24 protein-coding genes and 2 pseudogenes are annotated in these 22,698 nt (G+C 68.8%); 13 read left to right on the top strand and 13 right to left on the bottom strand.

Annotation, left to right across the window (positions count from 1 at the left end):
- The first annotated feature begins 29 nt into the window (after positions 1–29).
- The 3 genes from OG504_RS30180 (at position 30) to OG504_RS30170 (ending at position 3,604) form a co-directional block, all read left to right on the top strand.
- The gene (locus OG504_RS30180) at positions 30–1,274 is read left to right on the top strand and encodes a cytochrome P450 (RefSeq protein ID WP_405992615.1); all 1,245 of its coding nucleotides are present in this window, start codon (positions 30–32) and stop codon (positions 1,272–1,274) included.
- A gap of 108 nt (positions 1,275–1,382) precedes the next feature.
- A complete protein-coding gene (gene serC, locus OG504_RS30175; protein ID WP_405992614.1) occupies positions 1,383–2,501 on the top strand; it encodes a phosphoserine transaminase in 1,119 nt (372 codons plus the stop codon).
- A 290-nt stretch (positions 2,502–2,791) separates the two neighbouring features.
- Entirely contained in the window at positions 2,792–3,604 is an 813-nt protein-coding gene (locus OG504_RS30170; RefSeq protein ID WP_405992613.1) for an acyl carrier protein, read from the top strand.
- 106 nt (positions 3,605–3,710) lie between these two features.
- Here the strand turns inward: OG504_RS30170 and OG504_RS30165 are convergent, their stop codons facing one another.
- On the bottom strand, positions 3,711–3,893 hold the full coding sequence (locus OG504_RS30165) for a DUF397 domain-containing protein (RefSeq protein ID WP_405992612.1): 183 nt from the start codon (positions 3,891–3,893) through the stop codon (positions 3,711–3,713).
- A complete protein-coding gene (locus tag OG504_RS30160) occupies positions 3,890–4,759 on the bottom strand; it encodes a helix-turn-helix domain-containing protein (protein WP_405992611.1) in 870 nt (289 codons plus the stop codon). The genes OG504_RS30165 and OG504_RS30160 overlap by 4 nt, the downstream gene beginning before the upstream one ends.
- A gap of 187 nt (positions 4,760–4,946) precedes the next feature.
- On the opposite strand from OG504_RS30160, the gene OG504_RS30155 reads away from it, so the two are divergent.
- Both OG504_RS30155 and OG504_RS30150 read left to right on the top strand, forming a co-directional pair.
- Positions 4,947–5,372 (top strand): ATP-binding protein, encoded by a 426-nt coding sequence (locus OG504_RS30155; protein WP_405992610.1) that lies wholly within the window; start codon positions 4,947–4,949, stop codon positions 5,370–5,372.
- A 433-nt stretch (positions 5,373–5,805) separates the two neighbouring features.
- Positions 5,806–7,245 (top strand): GNAT family N-acetyltransferase, encoded by a 1,440-nt coding sequence (locus OG504_RS30150; protein WP_405992609.1) that lies wholly within the window; start codon positions 5,806–5,808, stop codon positions 7,243–7,245.
- A gap of 24 nt (positions 7,246–7,269) precedes the next feature.
- Here the strand turns inward: OG504_RS30150 and OG504_RS30145 are convergent.
- Positions 7,270–7,794 (bottom strand): annotated as a pseudogene (locus OG504_RS30145) (hypothetical protein); the annotation flags it as partial.
- 160 nt (positions 7,795–7,954) lie between these two features.
- Between OG504_RS30145 and OG504_RS30140 the strand changes: the two are divergent.
- The gene (locus OG504_RS30140; RefSeq protein ID WP_405992608.1) at positions 7,955–8,137 is read left to right on the top strand and encodes a hypothetical protein; all 183 of its coding nucleotides are present in this window, start codon (positions 7,955–7,957) and stop codon (positions 8,135–8,137) included.
- Positions 8,138–8,177: 40 nt separating this feature from the next.
- On the opposite strand, the pseudogene OG504_RS30135 reads toward OG504_RS30140, so the two are convergent.
- Positions 8,178–8,285: pseudogene (locus tag OG504_RS30135) on the bottom strand (transcriptional regulator); the annotation flags it as partial.
- A gap of 275 nt (positions 8,286–8,560) precedes the next feature.
- Between OG504_RS30135 and OG504_RS30130 the strand changes: the two are divergent.
- Entirely contained in the window at positions 8,561–9,016 is a 456-nt protein-coding gene (locus OG504_RS30130) for a RidA family protein (protein WP_405992607.1), read from the top strand.
- A gap of 135 nt (positions 9,017–9,151) precedes the next feature.
- Here OG504_RS30130 and OG504_RS30125 read toward each other — a convergent pair whose 3' ends face one another.
- The 4 genes from OG504_RS30125 to OG504_RS30110 all read right to left on the bottom strand — a co-directional run bounded on the left by OG504_RS30125 (position 9,152) and on the right by OG504_RS30110 (position 13,408).
- Positions 9,152–9,517 carry a hypothetical protein gene (locus OG504_RS30125; RefSeq protein WP_405992606.1) on the bottom strand — a complete coding sequence of 122 codons (366 nt, stop codon included), beginning with the start codon at positions 9,515–9,517 and terminating at the stop codon, positions 9,152–9,154.
- A gap of 295 nt (positions 9,518–9,812) precedes the next feature.
- Positions 9,813–11,366 (bottom strand): cellulase family glycosylhydrolase, encoded by a 1,554-nt coding sequence (locus OG504_RS30120; RefSeq protein WP_405992605.1) that lies wholly within the window; start codon positions 11,364–11,366, stop codon positions 9,813–9,815.
- Between the two features lie 126 nt (positions 11,367–11,492).
- Positions 11,493–12,392, bottom strand: coding sequence for an ABC transporter permease (locus tag OG504_RS30115; protein ID WP_405992604.1), 900 nt, complete (start codon positions 12,390–12,392; stop codon positions 11,493–11,495).
- Positions 12,389–13,408 carry an ATP-binding cassette domain-containing protein gene (locus OG504_RS30110; protein ID WP_405992603.1) on the bottom strand — a complete coding sequence of 340 codons (1,020 nt, stop codon included), beginning with the start codon at positions 13,406–13,408 and terminating at the stop codon, positions 12,389–12,391. Before OG504_RS30110 ends, OG504_RS30115 begins: the two co-directional genes overlap by 4 nt.
- A gap of 106 nt (positions 13,409–13,514) precedes the next feature.
- On the opposite strand from OG504_RS30110, the gene OG504_RS30105 reads away from it, so the two are divergent.
- On the top strand, positions 13,515–14,282 hold the full coding sequence (locus OG504_RS30105; RefSeq protein ID WP_405992602.1) for a TetR/AcrR family transcriptional regulator: 768 nt from the start codon (positions 13,515–13,517) through the stop codon (positions 14,280–14,282).
- A 10-nt stretch (positions 14,283–14,292) separates the two neighbouring features.
- Here OG504_RS30105 and OG504_RS30100 read toward each other — a convergent pair whose 3' ends face one another.
- A complete protein-coding gene (locus OG504_RS30100; RefSeq protein ID WP_405992601.1) occupies positions 14,293–15,291 on the bottom strand; it encodes a WD40 repeat domain-containing protein in 999 nt (332 codons plus the stop codon).
- Positions 15,292–15,390: 99 nt separating this feature from the next.
- Here OG504_RS30100 and OG504_RS30095 point away from each other — a divergent pair, with 99 nt between their 5' ends.
- The gene (locus tag OG504_RS30095) at positions 15,391–16,134 is read left to right on the top strand and encodes an SGNH/GDSL hydrolase family protein (protein WP_405992600.1); all 744 of its coding nucleotides are present in this window, start codon (positions 15,391–15,393) and stop codon (positions 16,132–16,134) included.
- Positions 16,135–16,197: 63 nt separating this feature from the next.
- Complete coding sequence (locus tag OG504_RS30090) at positions 16,198–17,190, top strand: aldo/keto reductase (protein ID WP_405992599.1); 993 nt, start codon at positions 16,198–16,200, stop codon at positions 17,188–17,190.
- A gap of 207 nt (positions 17,191–17,397) precedes the next feature.
- On the opposite strand, the gene thpR is transcribed toward OG504_RS30090, so the two are convergent.
- Entirely contained in the window at positions 17,398–17,955 is a 558-nt protein-coding gene (gene thpR / locus OG504_RS30085) for an RNA 2',3'-cyclic phosphodiesterase (protein WP_405992598.1), read from the bottom strand.
- 109 nt (positions 17,956–18,064) lie between these two features.
- Here thpR and OG504_RS30080 point away from each other — a divergent pair, with 109 nt between their 5' ends.
- The gene (locus OG504_RS30080) at positions 18,065–18,589 is read left to right on the top strand and encodes a GNAT family N-acetyltransferase (RefSeq protein ID WP_405992597.1); all 525 of its coding nucleotides are present in this window, start codon (positions 18,065–18,067) and stop codon (positions 18,587–18,589) included.
- 43 nt (positions 18,590–18,632) lie between these two features.
- On the opposite strand, the gene OG504_RS30075 is transcribed toward OG504_RS30080, so the two are convergent.
- Both OG504_RS30075 and OG504_RS30070 read right to left on the bottom strand, forming a co-directional pair.
- Positions 18,633–19,904: an MFS transporter gene (locus tag OG504_RS30075; RefSeq protein ID WP_405992596.1), complete on the bottom strand. Its 1,272-nt coding sequence runs from the start codon at positions 19,902–19,904 to the stop codon at positions 18,633–18,635.
- 106 nt (positions 19,905–20,010) lie between these two features.
- Positions 20,011–20,448, bottom strand: a complete 438-nt coding sequence (locus tag OG504_RS30070; RefSeq protein WP_019072529.1) for a MarR family winged helix-turn-helix transcriptional regulator — start codon at positions 20,446–20,448, stop codon at positions 20,011–20,013.
- A 154-nt stretch (positions 20,449–20,602) separates the two neighbouring features.
- On the opposite strand from OG504_RS30070, the gene OG504_RS30065 reads away from it, so the two are divergent.
- A complete protein-coding gene (locus OG504_RS30065) occupies positions 20,603–20,785 on the top strand; it encodes a BrnA antitoxin family protein (protein ID WP_262064267.1) in 183 nt (60 codons plus the stop codon).
- Here the strand turns inward: OG504_RS30065 and OG504_RS30060 are convergent.
- Complete coding sequence (locus tag OG504_RS30060) at positions 20,778–22,172, bottom strand: NCS2 family permease (RefSeq protein ID WP_405992595.1); 1,395 nt, start codon at positions 22,170–22,172, stop codon at positions 20,778–20,780. The genes OG504_RS30065 and OG504_RS30060 overlap by 8 nt on opposite strands.
- Before the next feature lie 143 nt (positions 22,173–22,315).
- Between OG504_RS30060 and OG504_RS30055 the strand changes: the two genes are divergently transcribed.
- Entirely contained in the window at positions 22,316–22,606 is a 291-nt protein-coding gene (locus OG504_RS30055) for a DUF2530 domain-containing protein (RefSeq protein ID WP_405992594.1), read from the top strand.
- The last annotated feature ends 92 nt before the right edge of the window (positions 22,607–22,698 follow it).

Below are 22,698 nucleotides of genomic sequence, written 5' to 3'. Positions count from 1 at the left end.
CCCAGCCCTGCCTTTGGAGGCACCCCCGTATGAGCACCGGTACCGAAGAGACCCGTATCGTCCTCGACCCCTTCGTCGGCGACCTGGACGGCGAGAGCGCCAGGCTGCGTGCGGCCGGTCCGCTGGCCGCCGTAGAACTGCCCGGTGGCGTGCCCGTGTGGGCGGTGACGCGGCACGCCGAGGCGAAACAGCTGCTCACGGATCCGCGGCTGGTCAAGGACATCAACGTCTGGGGTGCCTGGCAGCGCGGTGAGATCCCCGCGGACTGGCCGCTGATCGGGCTCGCGAACCCGGGCCGTTCGATGCTGACCGTGGACGGCGCGGACCACCGCCGGATGCGCACGCTGGTCGCGCAGGCGCTCACCCCGCGCCGGGTGGAGCAGATGCGGGAGCGGATCGCGAAGCGAACGGAGGACCTGCTCAACGGAGTTGGGTCCGCCGAGTCCGCCGAGGGTGACGTCGTGGACCTGAAGGCGGTGTTCGCGTACCCGCTCCCCATGTACGTCATCGCCGACCTCATGGGCATAGCGGAGTCCCAACTCCCGCGCCTGAAGGAGCTGTTCGAGAAGTTCTTCTCGACGCAGACGCCGCCGGCGGAGGTCATCGCGACGCTCACCGAACTCGCGGGCATCATGGCGCAGACGGTCGCGGCGAAGCGGGCGGAGCCGGGCGACGACCTGACGTCGGCGCTGATCGCGGCGTCCGAGAACGGCGACCACCTCACCGACGAGGAGATCGTCTCCACGCTCCAGCTGATGGTCGCGGCCGGCCATGAGACGACCATCTCGCTGATCGTCAACGCGGTCGTCAACCTCTCGACGCACCCCGTCCAGCGCGCCCTGGTGCTGGCCGGCGAGGCCGACTGGTCCTCGGTGGTCGAGGAGACCCTGCGCCACTCGACGCCCACCTCGCACGTCCTGATCCGCTTCGCCACGGAGGACGTCCAGGTCGGCGACACGGTCCTCCCGGCCGGGGACGCGCTGATCGTGTCGTACGCCGCGATCGGCCGCGACGAGGAGGCCCACGGGCCGACAGCGAGCGAGTTCGACATCACCCGCACCAGCGAGAACCGCCACATCTCCTTCGGCCACGGCCCGCACGTCTGCCCGGGCGCGGCCCTCTCCCGCCTGGAGGCGGACGTGGCGCTCCCGGCCCTCTACGAGCGCTTCCCGCACCTGGACCTGGCGGTCCCGGCGAGCGAGCTCCGCAACAAGCCGGTGGTGACGCAGAACGACATCTTCGAGCTGCCGGTGAAGCTCACGCCGGGCGACTGATCCACTTGTCCACGGGCCGGACGGGTCGTCTCATCGGTGATCTCGTCGGTCGTCTCATCGAACGGACGCGTTTCCGTCCGGTTTCACCGAGGGGATACGCTCCGGCTCGTGGCTGATATCCAGATTCCCGCTGACATCAAGCCCGCCGACGGACGTTTCGGCGCTGGCCCCTCCAAGGTGCGGACGGAGGCGCTGGACGCGCTGGCCGCCACCGGTACGTCTCTGTTGGGCACGTCCCACCGCCAGGCCCCGGTCAAGAACCTGGTCGGGAAGGTGCGTGAGGGCGTCTCCGCGCTGTTCTCACTGCCCGAGGGCTACGAGGTCGTCCTCGGCAACGGCGGTTCGACGGCCTTCTGGGACGTCGCGACGCACGGGCTCATCGACAACAAGTCGCAGCACCTGACCTTCGGCGAGTTCAGCTCGAAGTTCGCGAAGGCGGCCAAGCTGGCGCCGTGGCTGGCCGAGCCGACGGTCATCTCCTCCGACCCCGGCACGCACCCCGAGCCGGCCGCCGAGGCGGGCGTGGACGTGTACGCGTACACGCACAACGAGACGTCGACGGGCGTCGCGGCCCCCATCAAGCGAGTGCAGGGTGCCGACGAAGGCTCCCTCGTCCTCGTCGACGCCACGTCGGGCGCGGGCGGCCTCCCGGTCGACATCGCCGAGACGGACGTCTACTACTTCGCCCCGCAGAAGTCCTTCGCCTCCGACGGCGGCCTGTGGATCGGCGTCTTCTCCCCGGCCGCGATCGAGCGCGCGGAGCGCATCCACGCGTCCGGCCGCCACGTCCCGGAGTTCTTCTCGCTCCCCACGGCGATCGACAACTCCCGCAAGAACCAGACGTACAACACCCCCGCGCTGGCCACCCTGTTCCTCCTCAACGAGCAGCTTGAGTGGATCAACAGCCAGGGCGGCCTGGCGTGGTCGACGGCCCGCACGAAGGACTCGTCGAGCCGCCTGTACAGCTGGGCGGAGGAGTCGAAGTGCGCGACCCCGTTCGTGTCCGACGCCACCAAGCGCTCGCAGGTCATCGGCACGATCGACTTCGCCGACGAGATCGACGCGGCGGCCGTCGCCAAGGTCCTGCGCGCCAACGGCATCGTCGACACCGAGCCCTACCGCAAGCTCGGCCGCAACCAGCTCCGCGTGGCGATGTTCCCGGCGATCGACCCGGCGGACGTCGAGGCGCTGACCAAGTGCGTCGACTACGTCATCGAGAAGCTCTGACTTCTCCAACTCCCCTGGCCTGTCTGCCTTTTCAGGTTCTTCGGCTACGACGGCGAAAGGCGCCCCGCGGTTGATCTGCGGGGCGCCTTTTGTCGTCGTAGGGCAATGCGCGGCAGCCTGCGTCCGAAGTCCGGGTGAACCAGGAACCCGGACAAACCCCCCGCACGCCACAGCCAGGTAACAGCGAACACACAGCGGACAACTCCCACCCCACCGCGCCGGTCGAACCCGTTGCGTCGCACACCTGCGGCGCAACTCCTCGATTCCCGACCGAAGTTGGAGTTGCCCCCATGCCCAGGAAGTCCCTGCCGACGCGGCTCGCCGCCACCGCCGCGCTGCTCCTCGCCGCGGGTGCCCTGTCCGCGCCCGCCGCCTCCGCGGCCCCCTCGGACGCCGAGCCCGGCGACGCGTACGTGGTGACCGTGACCACGAACCCGGCCAGCACGAACTACCAAGAGCGCTACGTCGACGTCACCGGCACCGTCACCAAGGCGGACGGCACCCCGGCGGCGAACATCCCCGTCGCCCTCCAGGAAGTAGTCCAGTTCACGACCTGGAACCCGTGGGGCGACCCGATCGACCCCAACTACTACGAGCCCCGCGACCTGGGCAAGCCGGTCACCGACGCCAACGGGAAGTTCACGATCCCGGACGTCGACATCGACCGCACGGGCGGCAGCAGCCTGCTCAACGTCCAGCACGATGTGCACATCACCGCCCTCTACGACGAGGACGGCGACCTCAACACCCCGCAGGACGGCTACTTCGCGGAGACCACGGTTGCCGCCAAGACCCGCTCCAGCTCGGTCAGTTACTCGGTCAACAAGAAGAAGGTGAAGGCCGGCGACATCCTCACCGTCCAGGGCAAGGTCACCCTCCCCCAGGGCGTCGAGCCCCAGGGCACGGAGGTCTTCCTCCAGACGTACTGGGAGCAGGAGTCCCACGTGAAGGTGACCGCGGAGGACGACGGCTTCTTCGTCCTGTCGGTACGTGTCTCGTCCTACGACGACACGTTCACGCTGCGCACGGCTCCGACGGACCTGTACGTGGCGGGGGCGGTCCAGAAGCTGCCGATCACCAACACGTCGTTGCCCCGCAAGTAGCCTCCCGACGCAGCCTCCGGAGGGGTGGGGCGTGAAAGTGTGACACTTCGCGCTGAAGTGTCACACTTTTGCGGGGAGGGTGCGGTGGGGGGGCAGCAGACGTGTCTCAGAACTGCGAGAGAAAGCCCTGCCAGCTCTCACGGGAGACGGTGAGGAGGGGGGCGCCGTCTTCCGGGCGCTTGCTGTCGCGGACAGCTCGGCCGTGAGCTGCGGTGTCGGCGACCTCGACGCAGGCGTTCTCCTGCCCGGAGTACGAGGACTTCCAGAAGGGGCTTACAACCTTGGTCACGATGTGTCTTCCTTCAAGCTCCGCAGTACGCCCCGGATGAGCTTCGCGCTCGCATCCGGCGCCAACGCTGACGATCGTAGTAGGTCGTATGCATTGGCGTAAGCGGCAAGATCCTCAGCCCCTTCAAGGACCGAGGTTCCTCGCAGGTTGTCCATGGCGACGGCTTCGACCGTCGGTTCCTCGTCGAAGCTGAAGGAGTAGAAGGCGGAGGAGTAGCCAGCCAGAACTCCCGCGCTGAACGGCAGCACCTGCACGGTGACGTTCTTCCGCTTTCCGACCTCAAGGATTGCGGACAACTGCTCCCGATGGACGCCGACGCTCACCAACGGGTGCACGACGACGCCCTCCCAGAGGATGACCGTGTACGACGCCCCGCCCTCGTCGATCTTCGCCTGCCGCCCCATCCGCACCTTCACCAGTTGGTCGACCCTTTCCGGCTCAAGGTAGTGGGGACCGCCGGCGATAACTGACTCCGCGTAGGCCGGAGTTTGCAGGAGCCCGGGCACCGTAACCGGCTGCCACTCGCGGATGTAGGTCGCGTCATCCTCCAACGCGATGTGGTCGACGTAGTCCGGCCGCAGGTGTGCGGCATGCTCAAGCCACCAGCCCCGGTTCTTCGAGTTCTTGGCCAACTCCTCCAGCTTGACGCGTACTTCCGGGTCCTTGACGCCGTAGGCATCCAGCAGCAACCGCACCTCGATCACGCGCGGGGTGGCGTGGCCACTCTCAACGCGGCTGATCCTGGCCTGACTTGATGCGATCAGATCGGCGGCCTGCGGCTGGTCGAACTTCGCAGCCTGCCGGTACTGCTTGAGTGCCGTCCCCAAGCGCCTACTGCGCACCGTCGGCCGTCCACCTGCGGGCATGGGCCCTCCCCTCTTCTGCGGCAACGATGCCACACCGAGCGTCAACCTCAGGGGTACATCACTCGATCGAGTGACACTTACGAATATATTCGCCGATTCACATTGCGCGGATCCGGAATCCACCCTTAGCTTCATGAAGGCGCCGCAGCACAGCCCAACTTGACGCCACGTCAGGACGGAGTCCCCCATGCCCGCGTCCGAAAGCTCCCGCTTCCGCATCCCCAAGCACCGAAGCCGCGTCCCCGTCGCCCGCCAACGCGTCCGCAAGACCCTCGCGGACTGGGGGATCACCGACGAACTCGCCGACGCAGTCACCCTGTTGGCCAACGAACTCGTCACCAACGCCGTGACCCACTGCCGGGTCTCCCACTCCCAGATCAAGGTCGAACTCACCCTCAACGGCGCGGAGTTGATCCTTGAGGTCTCAGACCCGGACCGGGACAGACTCCCCCGACCCCACGACTCGACCCCGGATGAGGAAGGCGGCCGCGGCCTCGCGCTCGTAGCCGCGCTGGCCGCCAACTGGGGATGCCGACAGGAGCCGTACGCGAAGTGCGTGTGGGCGAGGTTCGACCTGGAGGGGGTTCAGGGTCATGTTCCGGCGACTTCATGAGGCGGCGGCCCGCCTGCTCGCGCCCCGAACTCCCTTGAGTGACACGGAACTTGCACAAGAAGTCCGGACGCCGGACCCCTACGTATGGCGACTACCGCCCGTCACGCTTCCGTAAGACGGACATCGCCCTCATCCTCGCGAGCGCACGTACGCCATGCCTGCCGTAGCGCCGGGGCTGAACTTCGCGTGGGAGTGAACGTACGCGGTGTGGTTGTGCGTGGGGGCGAAGCGGGACAGTGCGGTGTCCGACCGGGCCGGCTCGGCTCCGGAACAGCGCGCGGGCATGACCGGTCCGATCACGGCGTGAACGACCCATGCCGGGAACGGCACTTGCAGCTGCTCGCCATGATCAACGGCTGCCCCGCACCGCAGATCCCGGCACCGGCACGCGACCGGTCCATCGGGGCCGTACGCTGCCGCATACGATCGGCCGGTGAACGAGCACGAGACCGTGATCCTGCATGCGAGCGCGACACCGTCCGCTCCCACCCTCGTCCTTCGCCCCTGGCGCACGGAGGACGTCGCCGCACTCGTCGAAGTGTTCCGGGATCCCACACTGCGCCACTGGACCAGTTCAGGCGTGGAGAACGCGGCCGATGCGCTGCGTTGGGTACGGGACCAGGAGCGGAACTGGGCGACGGGAGACCACCTCGCTTTCGCGGTCCTCGAAGCGCAACCCCAACACACCTCCACTCAGGGTCAGTTGGCGGGCCACGTGATCCTCAAGGAAGCGGCCGCCGGCAAACCGTCGGCCGAGGTGGGCTACTGGACCGCCGCGCATGCCCGCGGGCGAGGCGTGGCACCGCGCGCGTTGGAGTCCCTCACCGAATGGGCCTTCGACACCCTGGGGCCCGACGGGTTGGAGCGCCTGGAACTCCTGCACCAGGTCGACAACCCGGCCTCCTGTCGCGTGGCCCACAAGACCGGGTACCGCCTCGACACCGTTCTGGCTGCGGCGCCTCCCGCGTATCCCCGCGAGGGCCATCTGCACGTACGGCACAGGGACGGCGGCCGAGGCGAACTCGCCGCCCCTGAGAGGCCGCGACCGCGGGCTTGCACCTCACACGGCGTCAGGGAGCATCGTTGGCGCATGAGCATCGACCAGACGTGGAAGGTCGGAGCGCTCGCCGAGGCGAGTGGGCTGACTGTTCGTACGTTGCATCACTGGGACCGGATCGGGCTGCTCAGTCCGTCCAGGCGTACGGCCGCCGGGCACCGCGAATACACCGAGCAGGATGTGGTCCGCCTGTATCAGGTGCTCGCGCTGCGCCGTCTCGGGCTGGGACTGGAGACCATCGCCACCTGCCTGGACGTCGGAGTCGACCCGGTCCGGCTGGTGAGCGAGCACCTGGCCGCCGTAGAGGAGTCCATCGCGTCCCTGGACGCGCTGAGGCACCGACTTGCCTACATCCAGGGTGAGTTGGCCGCCGATCCCGCGCGTGCACCGGAGATCTCCGCGTTGATCGGCACGCTCCGGACGACGGGCGGCGCGGGAGCGGAGAGCGAGCAGGCGCTGCGGCGCCACCTCGACGACGACCAGATGCAGACCCTGCGCGACCGGGCGGCGGTACTCGGCCCTGCCGCCCACTACCTCCTGGAGGTCGAGTGGCCGGAGCTGTACCGCAGGGCCGAGGCGCTGCGGACGGCCGGGGTGGAGCCGGCGGAACCGCGGGTGAGGAAGCTGGTGGCACGCATGGACGAGCTGAGTTCGCTGTTCACCGGGGGTGACAGCGGCGTCTCGGCCGCGGTGCGGTCCGCCTGGCAGCAGGAGCCGGCCGCGATGTCCGGCGACCCGACGGTTCCGGCCGACGCCTGGCACGCCCTGACCGCCTACCTCGACCGCGCCCGCGCGCACACCCATTCCACCGCGTGACCGTGGCTTCCAGCCCTCTCCGCCGACGTTGGTCAGCGCGTCCACGATCATGCGGGTGGCGAAGTCGGGGTTGTCGGCGATGCGGTTGATGTGTTCCGCGAGCAGGAACGCCGTGGCCTCCAGCGGAGTCATCTCCTCCTTGGTCCAGTCGCCGTACTGCTGACGCCACAGGTTGGGGCTCAGTTCGGTACCCACGGCGATCACCAGGCCGGCCATCATGGGGATGACCTCGGGGGGACAACTCCTGGGCATCATCCGCGTCGTGGCCACGAGGGTGGGCACCACGTACTCGATGACGTCCTTGCCCTCGCTCTCATGGGCCTTTCTCAGCCACGTCATGAACATGTAGATGAGCGTGCACGCACCGTCCAGCAGTTCGTCGAGCCCGTCGGGCCCCAGCGACGCCAGGTACTGGTCCATCAGCGCCTGCTGTTCGGGGTCGGTCGCGGACTTTCCGGCGTGGACGGTCTTGATCCGGGAGTCGACCATCATGAGCACGGCGCCCACATCGTCGGCGGGGGCGTACGCGGGGTCACAGGACACTGACACGGGATTCCTCCGCCGGCCGCACTGGGTAACGCGGCGCGTCCGCAGGGTAGTTGCGCGAGGGGGCGCGGGTCGGTGGATTTGTCACCGTCCACGGCAACAAGGCGCGGAGTTGCATCAACCATCCCGCGCCCCAAGGCCGTTCGCCTGGTTGGATCTGACGGTGGATGACACGTTGTGGAACAGACTGTCGGCGGAGGCACAAGCAGAGGTGGACGGGCTCATCGCCGCGGGCCGCAGTATCCAGGCCATCAAGACGATGCGCGAACGCACCGGCCTGCCGCAGCCCGAACTGCGTGAGTGCATCGATCTGCTGGCGTGGCGGCACGGGGCGCTGCAGGAGTAGGGGGTGCGCCCGGTGTGGTCGGGCGGGCACCGCGCCCGGATCAGCGCAGCGCGTCAATGGCCTTCACGATCAGGGATCGGGCGTCCGCCCCGTACACGGCCATGCTCCGGAGCTGCTCGAACGCCTTCAAGTAGAGGGCGATCTCTGAGGTTGGCCGGGGTCGGCCGCCGCGGCAGCCTGGCTCTGTGAGGAACTCGCGGCCTACCGAGCCCGGTTCACATACGAAGCACACCGCGACGCCGGCCACCTCGCCGCCCCATCCACCTGCACACCGAACCGCGCCAGGCCCAACCTGCCCTGTCCCCTGGACGGTTGAGATCCTTCGTGCTTCTTGTGGATCAAGTGCTCGGCGGTCGGATAGCGTGCGCAGGTCCATGGTCGACAGCTCAGGTCCATGGTCGACAGCTTTGGAGAGGTTGCCGTATGACGCTTCCAGGCCCCCATCCAGTACCGCCGGTTCAGCCGGGCGAGCCGGTTCAGAAGGAGACCTTTTCCTTCACCGAGGATGCCGTTCCGCCGCCGGCGGGCGCGTACTCGCATGCGACGAGGTGGGGCTCGACCGTGTTCCTCTCCGGGCAGTTGGCCACCGATCCCGCGACCGGCGAACTGGTCGGCGGCGGCGACCTGGTGGCCGAGGCGGAGCAGGTGCGGCGCAACCTCGAAGGGGTGTTGGGTCAGTTCGGGCTGACCCTCGACGACGTGCTGATGCTGCGCGTCTACCTCACCTCTTTCGACGAGTTCGACGGCTTCAACAAGGCGTACCGCACATGGTTCCGTGGCCCCTTGCCGAGCCGGACCACGGTCGGCGTCACCGAACTGGCCCTGGGCGCCGCGGTGGAGATCGACGTCATCGCCGGGATCCCGGAAATCGCCCCCTGACTCCCGCCCTTGTGCCGAACGGCTGAACTCCGGAGGCGACGCGGCGCACGGCTTCCACCTCGAACGCCGTCTCCTACTCGCCATGAGGCGCCGTGCCCTGGCCTGCGGGTGGGCGGTGGGTGCGACAGCGGTGGTCTACTTCACCCGCTTTCCACCACTGACCAGCTCACTGACGTACCGTTCCCCGACCGCAAAGGCCGTCCGGTACGTAAAACTCTGAGAGACGTACTGCGGGCGGCCAGTCGCGGTGTCGGTTACAACGACGCGATACCGCAAAAGCTGATTCCGGCTTCTCCTGCGGCCTAGAGCGCCGCCCAGGCCGGTCAGGTTCTCTGTCACCTCAATGGTGAACCGCTCTCGCGTGACAGGCCGGTCACGGTTGGCCCACCTCTCATCGCTCTCGGCGCGGGCTCTGGCTCTACGGCGACCCCACCAGTGCTTCTCCTGCTCAGCCCTGCGCGCCGCTATGGCCTCGGGCGTGACGTCATGCTTGGGGTCCATCGGAGCCCACCGCCTTGCCTGGCTGCTTCCAGTACCAACTACGGTAACGCTCAGTAGTAATTCTGCCGACTTTTACGCGTGGGACCTCGAAGGAAAGCCGACTGGCAACGCGAGGTGAGCGGATCGCGGGCCAGGGGGACCCAGCGGTAGAACTTGGTCGCGCGTCGGATGATCATGCGGGGCGTGAATCAGTACCGCAGAAGGGGAGGCAGAAGTTCCCGTACGACAGCCTCAGCCTCCCCGCCCGCGAGTAACACCCGGCCCCTTCACGTTGACCGGGCACTTGGCCAGTCCCTCACGTCGCCGTGCAGCTCAGGCTCGGTGCGCTCCCGCCCCCCGGAGCTCCCCCGAACCCGAAACTCGCCGAACCGCCCACCCCCACACTCCCGTTGTGATCCGCGTTCACCGCGGTGACACTCGTCCCGGTCTGTGTGTAGGTCGCGTTCCACATGTTCGTGATCTGCTGGGTGGCGGACCAAGTCCACTTCACCTGCCAGGCCTTGAGGGCCGAGGTGCCGGAGTTCGTCACCGTCACGGCGGCGTTGAAGCCGGTGCCCCAGTCGCTGGTGACGGTGTAGGTCGCGGTGCACGCGGCCGCGCTTCCGCCGCCGCCTCCGTCTCCCCCGCCCGTCCCCGTCCCCGTACTCGGGAACCCCGCCGCCTTGATGCTCGCCAGGTATCCGTCCTTCACCGTGTCCACCGTCACCCAGTCGTCCTTCAGGATCCCGCCCGTGTCACCGGAGTTGGGGTTCCACGACCAGAACGTCCAGGAGATGGAGTCGGCGCCGTACGTCGACGTCGGGCGGAGGTAACTCACCAGCGCCGCAAGCCACTTCTGGTCCACCGTCGATGCCAACGTGGTGCCGAACTCGCCCACCCACACCGGTGCGATGTTCTGCCGGAAGAGGTAGCCCCAGTACTTGTCCCACACCCCGGGCATGTTCGCCGGGAAGGTCGGGTCGCTGAACCAGGGCTGTTGGGCCACGCTCGTCGCGTAGTCGTGGGCCGAGTACACGACCCGGTCGGGCACGGTGAGTTGAACCGGGTACTGGCCCGCGCCCATCAAGTTGCCGCCCCACCAACCCGATACGCCGGCGTACGTCTGCACGCCCTCCACGAAGATCAGGAGGTCCGGGTTGACCGACAGCACCGCGTTGCCCGCCCGCTCCGCCGCCAGGCGCCAGTCCGTCGCGATGTCGCCGCAGCCCCAACACGCCGGATCGTGCGGCTCGTTGTGGAGGTCGATGCCGATGACTGTCGACTGGCCCGCGTAACGGGCTGCCAGGGAGCGGAGGTTGGCGATCCAGGTCGACTCCGGTACCGCCGACGTGTACCAGAGCGCCGACTGGGCCGAGGCGTCCGGGCGGTGCCGGTCCAGGATGACCTTCAGGCCGTCCTGGCCGGCGTAGGCGACCAGTTTGTCCATGATCTGGAGGGAGTTCAGGCCCTGGAGGTCCGCGTTCTTGCCGCTGGAGAAGTCGATGCTGTTGGGGACCGTGCCGGGCTTGAAGATGTCGTCGCTGTAGGGGAGGCGGATGGTGTTGTAGCCCAGCGACTTCATCTGGTCGATCATGCTCTTGTAGTCGCGTGACCAGAGGCCGTGGACAACGTAGTTGGCGGTCTCGAAGCCGAACCAGTTGATCCCGGCGATACGGACCGGCTGCCCGGCCGCGTCGAGGATCTGGCGGCCGCTGGTGTGCCAGTAGCCGGCTCCGGGTGCGTCGGCGGCCGCTTCCTTCGCACCCGCCACACTCGCCGGACCAGCCGCCTGCACCGTCTGCACACCGGCCAGCGGTAACACGATCACCGCTGCAACAACCCCCAGCGCTCTTCTCAAGCTGCGGAACATGTCGCTGCTTCCTCTCGGGAGGCGCGGGCCCGGAACTGGTGGGAGCGCTCCCACCACCCTGCGCCTCCCATGGAAGCCACGCCACGTGGACACGTCAAGACAACGGACGCCGACTGTCGTCCACGCCTATCGGCTCAGCCTCCGGAACCTCCGTACCGCCAGCGGCAGGAACAGCAAGGTCAGCGCCGCCGGCCACGCCCCCGCCAGCAGCAACGCATGCTGTTCCGGCCAGGACGTGCCCTGGCCCGTCGGGGCGCCGAACAGCGCCCGTGTCGCGCCCGCCGTGGACGAGAGCGGGTTCCAGAGCGCGGCCTGGCCGAGCCAGTGGGGCATCTGGGTCGGGGAGACGTAGATGCTGGAGATCATCGTCAGGGGGAAGACGATCGCGAACAGGCCGCCCACCTGTTCGGGGCCCGGGAGCAGCAACCCCAGCCAGACGCCCACCCAGATCAGCGCGAAGCGGAGTGCCAGGAGCAGGGCCACCGCCTTCACGAAGTTCAGGCCGAGGCCGATGTCGATGCCGAGGCCCGCGCCCAGGTCGGGGCCCGCGCCGAACTCCGGGCGCCAGCCCATGCCGTACGCCGTGGCCATCATGATGCCCAACTCAGCGCAGGCGACGATGAGATCGGTCGCGCCGCGCCCCGCGACCACCGCCGACGGCGCCATCGGCATGGAACGGAACCGGTCGATGACGCCCTTCTTCGCGTCGTTCACGAAGATCGTCGCCGTGGAGACGAACCCCATGGCCACCGTCATCACGAACATGCCCGGCATCAGGAACGCCTTGTAGTCGCCGCCGCCCGGCACCCGCATCGCCTTGCCGAACACGTAGCCGTACAGCAGCACGGACAGGATCGGGAAGCCCAACTGCCAGAGGATGCTGACCGGTTGGCGGCGGTAGTGGGTCAGGCCGCGGCGGACGACGTTCCAGCAGTCGGCGATCGTCCAGAAGAGGCGGCCGTGTTGGGGGCGTCTGCGGTAGGTGCGGCCGGTTCCCTCGGATGCCGTCGTCGCGCCGCCGCTCATGCCGCCGCCCCCTCGGTCTCCGGCGCCGGGTCCTTCCCCAACTCCCCCTCCGGCTCGGGTTCTTCTTCCGTACGGCGGCCCGTCAGCCGGAGGAACACGTCGTCCAGGCTCGGGCGGCGCAGGCCGATGTCCTCGACCGGGATGCCGTAGTGGTGGAGGTACCGGGCGACCTCGGTCAGCGACCCCACCCGGTCGGCCACCGGCGCGTGCACCCGCAACTCGCCCATGTCCGCCTCCGGTTGCCCGCCGTGGGCGACCCTCGCGACCGCCTGCAGCGCGTAGGGGATGTGGGCCGGTTCGCGCAGCACGACCTCGATACGGTCGCCGCCGACGCGGTTCTTGAGGCCGTCGAGAGTGTCGTCGGCGATGGCGCGGCCCTGGTCGATGACGGTGATGCGGGAGGCCAGGCGGTCGGCCTCCTCCAGGTACTGGGTGGTCAGGAGGACCGTGGTGCCGTCGGCCACCAACTGCCTTACCGCTTCCCAGACTTCGCCCCGGCTGCGCGGGTCCAGGCCGGTGGTCGGTTCGTCCAGGAAGAGGACGGCGGGGGCCAGGATCATCGACGCGGCCAGGTCCAGGCGGCGGCGCATGCCACCGCTGTAGCCGCCCGCGCCCTTGTCCGCCGCGGCCTCCAGGTCGAACTGGCGCAGGAGTTGGGTCGCCCTCAACTTGGCGCGCCTGCGGCCGAGATGGAAGAGGCGGCCGAACATCTCCAGGTTCTGCCGGCCGGTGAGGATCTCGTCGATCGCCGCGTACTGGCCGGTGAGCCCGATCCGCGAACGCACCTGGCGCGGCTGCCGGGCCACGTCCAGACCGGCGACGGTCGCCCGGCCGCCGTCGAGCCGGACGAGCGTGGAGAGGATGCGGACGGCGGTGGTCTTGCCGGCGCCGTTCGGGCCGAGCAGACCGTGCACGGTGCCCTCGCGGACGGCCAGGTCGAAGCCGTCGAGGGCGTGTTTGTCGCCGTAGCGCTTCTCCAGCCCTTCGGCCTCCACCACGTAGGTGTCACCGCTCATGGGGCCTCATCCCTCCCTCCTGTACCGGGCGTTCGAACTGCGTGCACCGTATCCGATGGCGCGTACGGCGTACTCGGTTTTCGCCCGGCGACCTAGACTCCCCCGCATGACCTCGACGGAGTCCAGCGGCAGTGGTGACATCGGCCGCACCCTCGAACTGCTGTGGGACACCGGGCCCCGCCCCACCCGCGGACCGAAGCCGGGCCTGTCCGTCGACCGGATCGTGGACGCGGCCATCCGCATCGCGGACGAGGAGGGGCTGGACTCCGTATCCATGCGGCGGGTCGCCACCGACCTCGGCACCGGCGCGATGTCCCTGTACCGGTACGTCCCCGGCAAGGCCGAACTCCTCGACCTGATGCTGGACCGGGTCCGCTTCCCGGACCGCCCCAACGACGGTGCGGGCAGCGGCAGTTGGCGTGCGGCGCTGGAGACCGCCGCCCGCGACGCCCTCGCCGTGCACCGCCGGCACCCCTGGCTGCTGCGCGTCAACCAGTCCCGCCCGCTGCTCGGACCCCGCGCCCTCGCCACCCTGGAACACCTGCTCGGCCGTATCCGCCCGATGGGCCTGACCGACCCGGAACTCGTCTCGACGGTCGTCATGATCGACGGCTACGTCGTCGGCGCCGCCCGCACCCAGGTCCACCAGGAGGAGGCGGCCCGCAGCACCGGCCTGACCGACGCGGAGTTCTACGGCGCCCAGGTCCCGGCGCTGGAGAAGGCGATGGCGACCGGCGCGTACCCGACGCTCGCGTCCCTCTCCCCCGACACGTTCAGCGCCGGCTTCGACCACTTCGAGTTCGGGCTCGGGCGGATCCTGGACGGGCTGGAGGTCGTGGTCCAGCAGCGCGGCGAGGGCCAACCGTCGGGATAAACCGGCTAGTTCAGCTCCTACGACGCGTGAGGCGCCGTAGTCCGAACAGTGCCCCGCCGACGACCACGACGGCCACGGCACCGATCTTCACGTTGCTCCCGGAGCCGCCGTCACTGTCACCGCTTGCCGAACTCCCGCCGCCCGAGGGTGACTTGGAGGAATCCGAACCGCCCCCGGGCGCGTCCTCCGCCTGCACCGGACTGTCGGTGCCCTCGCTCCCGTACATCAGCTTGGTCCCGTCGGCGGAGTAGCTGACGGACTCCCCCTGCCCCTGCAACGGCACGTCGAGGCGCCCCTCGCGCTTGATCTTCCCGCCGTTCCAGTCGTAGTAGATGCCGCCCAAGTAGCCGCGTACGGCGAGCTGTTGGCCGTTGGGCGAGAAGGCGGCGTCGGTGGCCCAGAGGTCGACGGCGGCGATGGGCTTGAAGTAGTTGGTGCCGGAGGAGGAGAGCTTGGCGGGCCCTTCGAACAGATGCCCGCCGTCCTCCTTCTTGTCGATGATGTACACGCGTCCGGTCTTGGGGTGGACGATCAGCGACTCGGCGTTGCGCGCGCCGTCCGAGTACTTCACGACGTACTGCGTCGCCCGGATCGTCTGGTCCTTGAGCACCTTCGGCTCGGGCAGCTTGTAGATCCAGACGTACGGCCAGGTCCCGTCGAGGTTGTCGCCGATGTCACCGACGTAGATCTCGTTGTCCGGGCCGATGGAGATCGCCTCGACGTCACGCGGCTTGCCGACGCCGCTGAAGGTGACCGTGGCGACCGTCTTGCCGGTGCTGCTGTCGACGGCGTAGATGTACGGGCCGTCGTTGCTGTCGTTGTGCGTCCAGTAGATGCCGGGGTGGAGGTGCGAGGCGGCGAGCCCGCTCGACTCCGTGATCCGGGAGTCCGTGATCGTGAACCCCTTGTCGCCCTTGCCGTCACCGTCGTCGGAGGGTGCCGCTGCTGCGGGCAGGGCGAGCGCGCCGACGAGGAAGCCGGCGCCGAGGAACGCGAGGAAGCGACGCATGCCCCAAGCCTGCCATCCCCCGTGGGCCGGCAGTCGGCGTGGTGGGCCTCACACCCCGCCCGTTCCGTCGACGGGTGGTTGATCGTCCATCATGAGCGGATGCTCAGGTTCATGCCCGTAGGCGACTCCATGACGATCGGGAGCGCGGGCGAACACACATGGCGCTACCGGATGTGGCAGCACCTGCGCGCGACCTACGGCGGCCCGTTCGCCGTGGTCGGCCCGCGCGAGACGCTGTACGACAAGGCGACGGACTCGCCCACGTCGTACGAGTACGCCGACCCCGACTTCCCGCACTTCCACCTGGCCGGCTGGGGTGAGGGCTGGCTGCACATGGCTCCGCTGATCGGCGAGGCGGTGCGCGCGCACCGGGCGGACGTACTCCTCGTCTCCCTCGGCCTGATCGACCTGGGCTTCTACACGAACGCGGCGCAGACGGCCGAGAACATGCGCGCCTTCGTGGGGCAGGCCCGGGCCGCGAAGCCGTCCGTACGCATGGTGTTCCTGCCGGTGATCCCGAACGTCCGCGCCCGCACGGACGCGCCCTTCGCCACCGAGGTCGCCCTCTTCAACGAACTCCAGGCGAAGGCGGTCGCCGACCTGGACGACCCGCGCTCGCCGCTCCTCCTGGCCTCGCTCCCGGAGTCGTACGACGTCGACCACGACACGTACGACGGCACACATCCGAACGCGGCCGGCGAGCACAAGATCACGGGGGCGTTCGCGGGGGCGATGCATCAGGCGTGGGGGGTGGGTGGGGAGTACGGCGAGGTCGAACCGGCGGCGGGCGGCACCCAACACCGGGCGCCCCGCTCCTCGTCGAGGCGGTCGGCCCGGCGCTGACCGCGGGCCCCGCGACCGATTCCCCTTGCGTAGAGCGCACTCGAAGTCGTTGGCTAGATACTCATGAAGTACACGCAGCTCGGACGCACAGGCCTCAAGGTCAGCCGACTGGTCCTCGGCACGATGAACTTCGGACCGCAGACGAATGAGCCGGACAGCCACGCGATCATGGACGCGGCGCTGGACGCGGGCATCAACTACTTCGACACCGCCAATGTGTACGGGTGGGGCGAGAACAAGGGCCGTACCGAGGAGATCATCGGCAACTGGTTCGCCAAGAGCCCCGTCCACCGCGACAAGACGGTCCTCGCCACCAAGGTCTACGGCAACATGGCCCCCGAGGGCGACGCCTGGCCCAACCACGACAAGCTCTCCGCGGTCAACATCCGGCGGGCCGTGGACGCCAGCCTCAAGCGGCTGCAGACCGACTACATCGACATCTACCAGTTCCACCACGTCGACCGGGCCACCCCCTTCGAGGAGATCTGGCAGGCGATCGACACCCTCATCCAGCAGGGCAAGATCCTCTACGTCGGTTCCTCGAACTTCCCCGGTTACAAGATCGCCCAGGCCAACGAGATCGCCGCCCGCCGCGGCGGCACCATCGGCCTCGTCAGCGAGCAGTGCCTCTACAACCTGGCCGAGCGCCGCGCCGAGATGGAGGTCATCCCGGCCGCGCAGGAGTACGGCCTCGGGGTCATCCCCTGGTCCCCGCTCCAGGGCGGGCTCCTCGGCGGGGTCATCAAGAAGGAGATCTCGGGCGGGCGCCGGGCGAGCGGCCGGGCCGCCGACACCCTCGCCAACCCGACCTCACGCGCCCAGATCCAGGCCTACGAGGACCTCCTCGACAAGCACGGCATCGAGCCCGGCGAGGCCGCCCTGGCCTGGCTCCTCACCCGCCCCGGCGTCACCGGCCCGATCGTCGGCCCGCGCACCGCCGAGCAGTTGGAGTCCGCGCTGCGCGCCGTAGAGCTGGAGTTGAGCGAGGAACTTCTCGGGTCACTTGACGAGATCTTCCCGGGCCCGGGCCCCTCTCCGGAGGCCTTCGCCTGGTAATCGCCGTTGAGGCAGGCGCCCCTTCAGGGGCGTGGGGAACTGCGCGACCAGCCACATCCGGCCCGCACCCGGCAACGATCGCGCGGTCCCCCACGCCCCGCCCGCCCTCACTTACCGAGCGCAGCCGCAAGCCCCACGACGACGAACAACAGCACAAGCACACCGGCCATGATCCGGTTCCGGGTTTTCGGGTCCACGTACCCGAGCCTAACCGGCCACCCCGAGCCCCCAGCGGGCGACCGCCTCATACCGAGGCTGCTCCCCCGGCACACCCGACCTCGGCAGGTTGCTCCGCACCAGCACCAACTCGTCCACCGTCCACGAACGGCCCGTGAAGTCGTCGAGCCGGTCGAGATACGGGCGTACGTCCATGGCCTCCCGGCCACGCGCCACGGTGAGGTGGGCGCGGTACCGCCGGTGCTCCTGCGTCGCCGCGGCGTCCTCGCAGCGCTCCGCCAGGCGCCGCAGGGCCGCCACGTCCCCCTCCACGCCCGCCCACAGCGCCCGCCCGTCCCCGAACTGCCCGCCTCCGCGCACCGCGAGGCCGAACGGTTCGGTCCGGCGCGCAGCCCGCTCCAGACCGGCCGACAGTTCGGATACGACGTCCTCGGCGACCTCGCCGTAGAAGGCGAGGGTGAAGTGCCAGCCCGGGCGGCTCGTCCAGCGGAGCGCGTCCGCGCCCGGGAGGGTGTGCAACTCGTCGACCGCCGCGCCGAGTTGGGCCAGCACGTCCTCGGGCGGCAGCAGCGCCGCGAAGAGTCTCATGGGGGCAGCCTTCCACCACTGCCGAAGGTGTGTGCCCTGGACTAACCGGTCTACCGCACTTGGACGGTTAGTTCAGGGCACAGCCTTTTCGGACCCCTAGCCTGCTGCCATGGAGACCGACGCCGGCATCGGCATCAGAGACGGTGGGCCCGACGACATCCCCGCGATACTGGGCATGTTCGACAGCGCGGTGGCGTGGCTCGTCGCACAGGGGCGGACCGGGCAGTGGGGCAGCACGCCGTGGTCGGAGAACCCGAAGGCCGTGGCGATGGTGGAGCGGTATGTGACGCAGGGCTCGCCCTACATCGCCGAGGTCGACGGCGTCCCCGCCGGCACGCTCACCCTCACCGACTCCCCCGGGTCGTACATCGAAGCCGTCGACGAGCCCGAGCGGTACGTCCATCTCCTCGCCTCCGACCGCCGGTTCAAGGGCCGCGGCGTCGGCGGCGCGCTGCTCGCGCACGCGGCGGAGGAGACGCGGCGGGCCGGGGTCTCCCTGCTGCGGGTGGACTGTTACGCGGGGGACGACCGCAAGCTCGTCGCCTACTACGAGAGCAACGGGTTCACGGCCACCGAGGCGTTCGTCGTCGGTGAGGACCGGTGGCCGGGGCAGGTGCTGGCCCGGAGGGTGTGACACGCGCACACACTCCCTCCGGGCCGGTCACGCCGCACAACTCTCAGGCCGCCGCGGCCAGTTGCTCCCGTTCGCGCGGGACGAAGGCCACGCTCGGATGGCCGTGGTTCCAGTCGAACGACAGACGCAGGTCGCCGATGCGGGCCAGGATCACGCCGATCGTGGCCGCGGCGACGGCCGCGATGACGCCGCCGAGGGCGAAGCTCACCCGGGGGCCGTAGGCGTCGGTGATCCAGCCGACGATCGGTGCGCCCACCGGCGTACCGCCCATGAAGACCATCATGAACAGGGCCATGACGCGGCCGCGCATGGCCGGGTCGGTGCCCATCTGGACGGCGGTGTTGGCCGTGACGTTGACCGTCAGGCCGGCGATGCCGATCGGGATCATGAGGAGGGCGAACAGCCAGTAGGAGGGGGCCACCGCGGCCACCACCTCGAGGAGGCCGAAGGCCGCCGCCGCCGCGATCAGGACGCGGAGGCGGGTGGTGCCCCGGCGGGCGGCGAGCAGGGCGCCGATCAGGGAGCCGACCGCCATCAGGGTGTTGAAGAGGCTGTACGCGCCGGCGCCCGCGTGGAAGATGTCGTCCGCGTAGGCCGACAGCCACACCGGGAAGTTGAAGCCGAACGTGCCGATGAAGCCGACGAGGACGATCGGCCAGATCAGGTCGGGGCGGCCGGCGACATAGCGCAGTCCCTCGCGGAGCTGGCCCTTGCCGCGCGGGGCGCGGTGAACGGCCTTCAGATCGCGGTTGCGCATGAGGAGCAGGCTCGCCAACGGCGCCACGAAGGACAGGCCGTTGAAGAGGAACGCCCAGCCCGTGCCGACGCCGGTGATCATGACGCCCGCGACGGCGGGGCCGACCAGGCGGGCGGACTGGAAGTTCGCCGAGTTGAGACTGACCGCGTTCTGCAGTTGCTCGGGTCCGACCATCTCGGAGACGAAGGACTGGCGGGCCGGGTTGTCGACGACCGTCGCGAGGCCCACGGCGAAGGCGGCGACGTAGACGTGCCAGACCTGGACATGGCCGGAGATGGTGAGGAAGGCGAGGGCGAGACCGGTGAGGGCCATCGCGGACTGCGTGACGAGCAGGGTGGGGCGCTTGGGCAGCCGGTCGACGAGGACACCGCCGTAGAGCCCGAAAAGCAGCATCGGCAGGAACTGGAGGGCGGTCGTGATGCCTACGGCGGCGGAGGAGCCGGTGAGGCTGAGGACCAGCCAGTCCTGGGCGATGCGCTGCATCCAGGTGCCGGTGTTGGAGACGACCTGGCCGATGAAGAACAGCCGGTAGTTCCGGATCTTCAGCGAGCTGAACATCGAGGACTTACCAGGTGGGGCGGGCGGGGAGTCGGGGGTGGCTGGCGCGGGTGCGGAGTCTGCTCCGGTTCCCGAACTCAAAAGGTCGCCTCCAGGCTAGGGGGATTTACAGGTGTGCGAGTTTCTCCAGCACGGGGGCGGCGGCGACGATCTTCGCCCACTCGTCCTCGTCGAGGCCGTCGACCAGGCCGGCCAGGAACGCGTTGCGCTTGCGGCGGCTCTCTTCGAGCATCGCCTCGGCCTGGGGGGTCTTGGTGACGACCTTCTGGCGCCGGTCCTCGGGGTGCGGCTCCAGCTGGACCAGACCCTTCGCCTCGAGCAGCGCGACGATGCGGGTCATCGAGGGCGGCTGCACATGCTCCTTGCGAGCGAGCTCGCCAGGGGTCGCGCTGCCGCAGTTGGACAGGGTGCCCAGCACCGACATCTCGGTGGGGCTGAGTGACTCGTCGACCCGCTGGTGCTTGAGTCGGCGGGACAACCGCATCACGGCTGATCGCAGGGAGTTCACGGCGGCAGCGTCGTCGCCATGCGTAAGGTCCGGCATGTTCTTTAGCGTAACTCATTACTCTCGCTAAAGACCAATGGGGACACGCCGAGATGCCCGTGACCCTGGCCACTGAACCCTTCCGTCACCCATATGAGTGATCCCGGCGCGGAACGTCACCCACCGCCCGGAACCGCCCCGGACCCTCGTCTGTATGGGGACCAGCGTGCTCAGCCTGCGGATAGACGGGGAGCTGCTCGAACGGCTCCGACACCATGCGGCGAAAAGGGGAATGAGCGTCCAGGACTACGTGGTCCAGACGCTCATCCGGGACGACTTCGACGAGCGGTTCCAGACCGCCGTGGAGGAGACCGAGAAGTTCTACGGGGTCACGTGAGACCCAGGGCCGGCATCAGGTAGTAGAACCCGAACACCGCCGCGACGACATACATCGGCACCGGGACCTCCCGACCCCGGCCCGCCACCAGCCGCAGCACCACGAACGTGATGAAGCCCATGCCGATGCCGTTGGTGATCGAGTAGGTGAACGGCATCATCACCATCGTGATGAAGGCCGGGATGGCGATCGTGTAGTCCGCCCAGTCGATCTCCTTGACGGAGCCCGCCAGGATCAGGAAGCCCACCGCGAGCAGCGCGGGGGTGGCCGCCTGGGACGGGACCATCGTGGCGATCGGCGTGAGGAACAGCGCAACGGCGAAGAGCGCGCCCGTGACGACGTTCGCGAAGCCCGTGCGGGCGCCCTCGCCGACACCCGCCGTGGACTCCACGAAGCAGGTGGTCGCGGACGACGAGCTGACACCGCCCGCGGCGACCGCGATGCCGTCGACGAAGAGCACCTTGTTGATGCCGGGCATGTTGCCCTCGCCGTCGGTCAGCTTGGCCTCGTCACTGATGCCCATGATCGTGCCCATCGCGTCGAAGAAGCACGACAGCAGGACCGTGAAGACGAACAGGATGCCGGTCAGCACGCCGACCTTGGAGAAGCCGCCGAACAGGCTGAACTTGCCGATCAGGCCGAAGTCCGGGGTGGCGACCGGGTTTCCGGGCCACTTCGGGGTGGTCAGGCCCCAGGACGGGATCGTCGCGACCGCGTTCACGATCACCGCGAGGACGGTCATCGTGACGATGGAGATGAGGATCGCGCCGGACACCTTGCGGACGATCAGCCCGAGGGTGAGCAGGACGCCGAGGATGAAGATGAGCACCGGCCAGCCGTTGAGGTGACCGTCGGCGCCGAGCTGGAGCGGGACGGTGGTCTGGGCGGCGTCCGGGATGCGGGAGATGAATCCGGAGTCCACGAGCCCGATCAGCATGATGAACAGGCCGATACCGATCGAGATGGCCTTGCGCAGTCCGTACGGCACCGCGTTCATCACGCGCTCGCGCAGCCCGGTGGCGACCAGCAGCATCACGACCAGACCGGCCAGCACGACCATGCCCATCGCGTCCGGCCACGTCATGCGCGGCGCGAGCTGGAGGGCGACGACGGAGTTCACGCCGAGTCCGGCGGCCAGCGCGATCGGTACGTTGCCGATGACACCCATGAGGAGGGTGGTGAACGCGGCCGTCACGGCCGTCGCGGTGACCAGCTGGCCGTTGTCGAGGTGGTGCCCGTACATGTCCTTCGCACTGCCCAGGATGATCGGGTTGAGCACGATGATGTACGCCATCGCGAAGAAGGTGGCGAACCCGCCCCGGATCTCGCGGGGGAGGCTGCTACCCCGTTCGGAGATCTTGAAGTAGCGGTCGAGGGCGGTCTGCATTGGATGTTCCTACGAGCAGAAGTGGACAGACGGAAACCGTTTCAGTATGAACATATGAAGACGTCAGGCGCTATCTCCGCGCGTAGACCGGCGTGGGGCCGACTGTCCGCCGAGCGCCTTGTGCCGCCTCGTAAGCTGGGGGCATGGCGAAGTGGACACCGACACACGAGGCACCGGAGCCCCTTGAGGGCCCGATCGTCCCGACGATCATCGGCCTCACGATCCTCTGGTTCGTCCTCTTCCTGGTACAGCTCCCCTTCTACGGCTGGTTCGACGACCACGGCCATCTGTGGTGGCTGTGGACCTGCCTGGCCGGGAGCGGGCTCGGGCTGATCGGCATCTGGTACGTCCGGGGGCGCGACGCCGCCCTCAAGCGCGTGGCTGCCGATGCCGCCGCTTCGGCCACGGAGACCCCCTCCCCTGCCGCGGAGTGAGGAACTCCCCTGCTGCGGAGTGAGGAGCCTCCCCTACACCCCAGGCATCACCCCGTCCCGCCCACCGTCCTCCCCTGGTCGGATCTTCCGGG

It is taken from the genome of Streptomyces sp. NBC_00986 (assembly GCF_045162565.1).
Classification (GTDB): Bacteria; Actinomycetota; Actinomycetes; order Streptomycetales; family Streptomycetaceae; genus Streptomyces.
Note: the sequence above shows the minus strand (reverse complement) of the source record. Positions and strands in the feature narration are given on the sequence as shown.

Bases quoted from the DNA above. Each gene is read 5' to 3' on its own strand.
- OG504_RS30130 (WP_405992607.1), top strand. From the start codon at position 8,561: ATGACGCTTCCAGGCCCCCATCCAGTACCGCCGGTTCAGCCGGGCGAG.
- OG504_RS30105 (WP_405992602.1), top strand. From the start codon at position 13,515: ATGACCTCGACGGAGTCCAGCGGCAGTGGTGACATCGGCCGCACCCTC.
- OG504_RS30060 (WP_405992595.1), bottom strand. From the start codon at position 22,172: ATGCAGACCGCCCTCGACCGCTACTTCAAGATCTCCGAACGGGGTAGC.
- OG504_RS30080 (WP_405992597.1), top strand. From the start codon at position 18,065: ATGGAGACCGACGCCGGCATCGGCATCAGAGACGGTGGGCCCGACGAC.
- OG504_RS30160 (WP_405992611.1), bottom strand. From the start codon at position 4,759: ATGCCCGCAGGTGGACGGCCGACGGTGCGCAGTAGGCGCTTGGGGACG.
- OG504_RS30065 (WP_262064267.1), top strand. From the start codon at position 20,603: ATGGGGACCAGCGTGCTCAGCCTGCGGATAGACGGGGAGCTGCTCGAA.
- OG504_RS30055 (WP_405992594.1), top strand. From the start codon at position 22,316: ATGGCGAAGTGGACACCGACACACGAGGCACCGGAGCCCCTTGAGGGC.
- OG504_RS30155 (WP_405992610.1), top strand. From the start codon at position 4,947: ATGCCCGCGTCCGAAAGCTCCCGCTTCCGCATCCCCAAGCACCGAAGC.
- OG504_RS30125 (WP_405992606.1), bottom strand. From the start codon at position 9,517: ATGGACCCCAAGCATGACGTCACGCCCGAGGCCATAGCGGCGCGCAGG.
- OG504_RS30095 (WP_405992600.1), top strand. From the start codon at position 15,391: ATGCTCAGGTTCATGCCCGTAGGCGACTCCATGACGATCGGGAGCGCG.
- OG504_RS30120 (WP_405992605.1), bottom strand. From the start codon at position 11,366: ATGTTCCGCAGCTTGAGAAGAGCGCTGGGGGTTGTTGCAGCGGTGATC.
- OG504_RS30075 (WP_405992596.1), bottom strand. From the start codon at position 19,904: ATGTTCAGCTCGCTGAAGATCCGGAACTACCGGCTGTTCTTCATCGGC.
- OG504_RS30115 (WP_405992604.1), bottom strand. From the start codon at position 12,392: ATGAGCGGCGGCGCGACGACGGCATCCGAGGGAACCGGCCGCACCTAC.
- OG504_RS30090 (WP_405992599.1), top strand. From the start codon at position 16,198: ATGAAGTACACGCAGCTCGGACGCACAGGCCTCAAGGTCAGCCGACTG.
- thpR (WP_405992598.1), bottom strand. From the start codon at position 17,955: ATGAGACTCTTCGCGGCGCTGCTGCCGCCCGAGGACGTGCTGGCCCAA.
- OG504_RS30070 (WP_019072529.1), bottom strand. From the start codon at position 20,448: ATGCCGGACCTTACGCATGGCGACGACGCTGCCGCCGTGAACTCCCTG.
- OG504_RS30180 (WP_405992615.1), top strand. From the start codon at position 30: ATGAGCACCGGTACCGAAGAGACCCGTATCGTCCTCGACCCCTTCGTC.
- OG504_RS30100 (WP_405992601.1), bottom strand. From the start codon at position 15,291: ATGCGTCGCTTCCTCGCGTTCCTCGGCGCCGGCTTCCTCGTCGGCGCG.
- OG504_RS30170 (WP_405992613.1), top strand. From the start codon at position 2,792: ATGCCCAGGAAGTCCCTGCCGACGCGGCTCGCCGCCACCGCCGCGCTG.
- OG504_RS30110 (WP_405992603.1), bottom strand. From the start codon at position 13,408: ATGAGCGGTGACACCTACGTGGTGGAGGCCGAAGGGCTGGAGAAGCGC.